The organism is Aquabacterium sp. UBA2148 (assembly GCF_002328915.1).
Classification (GTDB): domain Bacteria; phylum Pseudomonadota; class Gammaproteobacteria; order Burkholderiales; family Burkholderiaceae_C; genus Aquabacterium; species Aquabacterium parvum.
This window is the reverse complement of record NZ_DCXA01000281.1, coordinates 1,529-4,701: the sequence shown is the minus strand read 5'-3', so window position 1 is coordinate 4,701 and position 3,173 is coordinate 1,529. Positions and strand designations below refer to the sequence as shown.

3 protein-coding genes are annotated in these 3,173 nt (G+C 65.6%); 2 read left to right on the top strand and 1 reads right to left on the bottom strand.

The annotated features are described in order from the left end of the window. The coding region (locus B2W70_RS15765) for an FAD-dependent oxidoreductase (protein ID WP_286747092.1) at positions 1–131 on the bottom strand (131 nt) is incomplete at its 3' end. 289 nt (positions 132–420) lie between these two features. On the opposite strand from B2W70_RS15765, the gene B2W70_RS15760 reads away from it, so the two are divergent. Together B2W70_RS15760 and B2W70_RS15755 are read left to right on the top strand one after the other, a co-directional pair. Continuing rightward, a complete protein-coding gene (locus tag B2W70_RS15760; protein WP_058086316.1) occupies positions 421–1,203 on the top strand; it encodes a DeoR/GlpR family DNA-binding transcription regulator in 783 nt (260 codons plus the stop codon). A gap of 132 nt (positions 1,204–1,335) precedes the next feature. Further along, complete coding sequence (locus B2W70_RS15755) at positions 1,336–3,159, top strand: right-handed parallel beta-helix repeat-containing protein (RefSeq protein WP_286747089.1); 1,824 nt, start codon at positions 1,336–1,338, stop codon at positions 3,157–3,159. The last annotated feature ends 14 nt before the right edge of the window (positions 3,160–3,173 follow it).

Here is a 3,173-nt window from a genome sequence, read left to right as displayed (position 1 = left end):
TGGCTGGCCAGGTCGTCCTGCTCGCACAGCACCACGCGCCAGCCACGGCCCGACAGGTCGCGCGCGATGCCGACGCCGTTGATGCCGCCACCCACCACGAGCACATCGCACAAGTGATCTGCGGGGCGCAAAGCGGGGTCGCCCGGGCTCGCCTCGGTGTTCGGGTCGGCGCGTTCGGCGGTCGTGCTCAAGCGGTCTCCTCTGTGGATGGCCCGGGTTGGGCAGGCCATGTCCGATGCTGTGGCGCATCTGTGCCCCGATTGTGCCGAAGGCCTCGCCACGGCATGCCCGGATTTACTTGGGGAGGCGCGCATGCCACGCGCGCTTTCCTTGCTTTTCTGTTGCTATCTTTTCGGATAGGCTGCGCGCAAAACGCTTTTCGCGTCGCGCCTTCACCCGTCCATCCTCCTCATCGCCGCCATGCCATCCTCCCCGACCTGGAGCCCCAACCCCCGCCAGCAAGCCCTGCTCGACGAAGTCAAGGCGCGCGGGTCGGTGTCGGTCGAGCGCCTGGCCCAGCGCCTGGACGTGACCATGCAAACCGTGCGCCGCGACGTGCAGCGCCTGTCCGAGGCCGGCTTGCTCACGCGCTTTCATGGTGGTGTCAGCCTGCCTCGCGAAGCGCCGGCCGTGGCCGCCTGGAAAGAGCGCCAGGCCCTGTTCGCCGATGCCAAGGCGCGCATCGCCCGCTCGGTGGCCGCCGCTGTGCCGGATGGCGCCACGCTGATGATGGGCATCGGCACCACCATCGAGGCGGTGGCGCGCGAGCTGCTGAAAAAGCCAGGCCTGACGGTGGTGACGCACAACCTGCACGTCGCCAGCCTGCTCAGCGAGCACCCGCAGTGCAAGGTTCACGTGGCCGGCGGCATGCTGCGCACCCGCGACAGCGCCATGGAAGGCGACGCCACGGTGGAGTACCTGCAGCAGTTCAAGGTCGACATCGCCATCGTGGGCACACTGGGGATCGACCCCGACGGCAGCCTGCGCGACCGCGACCTGCGCGAGCAGGCGGTCTACCAGACCATGGTCAGTCAGTCACGCGAGAGCTGGATCGTCGCCGACGCCAGCAAGTTCGGCCAGGCCGGCCTGGCCCAGGTCGGCCAACTGCGCGATGCGCGCCGCGTGTTCACACAGGCCCTGCCGCCAGCGCCCTTCCCGAAGCTGATGCAGGAATGGGACATCGCGCTGACCATCGCGCCCTGAACCACCGACCGATTGGTCGGGGCATCTTGCGTCGCAAGCTTGCCCTGTGGTTGCCGAACCCGTGACTTCCCTCATCGACGCGGCAAGGGGAATGCGGACACTGCAGGCATCAAGCTAGCAAAAAGGGACCCCATGCATGCACGCACCACCGGTGTCGCACTGGCGCTCGCCATCCTGGCGATGACGTCGGCACAGGCCAAGAACATCTACGTCAACAACAAAGGCAGCTGCCTCTTGCCTGCCACCGACTGTGGCGGTTTGTTCAAGCCCTACAAGCACCTGGGGGACGCACTGAGCAAGACAGTCGCGGGCGACACGGTGATCATCACCGGCAACAGCGACAAGCCTTACCACGCCACGATCGACGGTGCGTTGACCGACGTGGTGGGCCAGGACGTGATGAACTTCGACCGCCTCAGCGCCAATCCGGGCGCGGGCCAGGCCGTCACCACCATCAAAGCCGCAGGCAGCACCAAGCCCATCATCCGAGGCAGCTTGAAAGTCGGCAACTGGCAGCTGGTCAGCAGCACCGGCGGCTACCTCTACAAACGCAGCTGGCTGGTGCGCCAGTGGGGCGCCACCAAGACGCTGGAGCCTCAGCAGGTCTTTCGCGACACCTTGCCCGATGGTCAGCGCTCGCTGCAGCAAGTGGGCGGACAGGTGTTCGGCGGTTACCACCCGAGTGTGGACACCAGCACCATCGACCCCGACCTTCAAGCCGGCCTGGTTGGCAACCCCGAAGGCCTGTGGCCGGGACACCGAGCGTTCCAGGGCACCGACAAGCTGAGCAACAACCAGTTTTGGTTCGACCGCGCCAACAACGAGCTCTACGTGAAACTGGCCACCGCACTGGGCGCCAGTGAAACGCTGGAAGTCAGCGTGATGCAGTTCATCGCACAAGGCACCAAGGTGCACAACGTGGTGCTGCAGAACCTCGTCTTCGAGCGCAGCAACACCTCGACCTTCTGGCGCGGCGGCGCCGTGCAGTTCACTGGCAGCGGCAACACCCTGGACCGCGTCGACATCCGCGACGCCGACTCAGGCTGCGCCGTGATCTCCGGCGACAACAGCGTGGTCACGGCCTCGAGCTTCAAACGCTGTGGCCAGGTCGGCCTGTTTGCCAACGGCAACAAGCTCAAGATCACGGGCAACACCTTCACCGGCAACAACACGCGCGGCTTCAACCCCAACTGGGAGGCCGGGCCGACCAAGTTCATCGGAGGCAAGGCCCTGACCGGCTCCGAGATCTCGGGCAACGTCGTCGCTGCCAACGCAGGACACGGCATCTGGCTGGACACGCTCAACCACGACAACCTGATCCAGAACAACGTGGTGGCCTTCAACCTCATCGGCATCTACCTGGAGAACTCGGACCGCGGCTTGATCAACAACAACGTCGTCTTTGGCAACCGCAACCAGGGCGTTCAGCTGCGCGGCAGCCCCGGCACCAGGATCACCAACAACCAGTTCGCGGGCAACGGCGGCGATGGGGTGTTCATGACCGCGCAGTCTGCCGTGGACCCCGCCCACCTGAACACGGGCATCCAGGTGACCGGCAACGTTTTCGCCTGGCACGACGAGGCCAGCGGCAACCGCAAACCCGTGTGGGTGACGCCCTCGACCACGCTGTCGAACAACCGCTATTGCGGTCGGGCAGCCAGCGCGGGCTCATTGCACTTCTGGCTGCAGGACTGGACCCCCGACCCTCTGCTGGGCTGGCCCAACAACGTCTTCAACTGGTCTTCATGGCGCGCGCTCAAGTCTTCGCCCAATCAGAGTGTGGCCGGACACGACACGGTGGGCTCGATCATGCAGATCGCTGCGACGCTGCCCCCCACGGTGTCCGACTGGACCGACCCCAGCAAGACCCCCACGTTGAGTCAGGCGGGCACGACCAGCAACATCGCGACCACCCGCAGCAACCTGCTGAACCTGATCAATCAGCATTGCAAGTAAGGCGTGCAACGCCT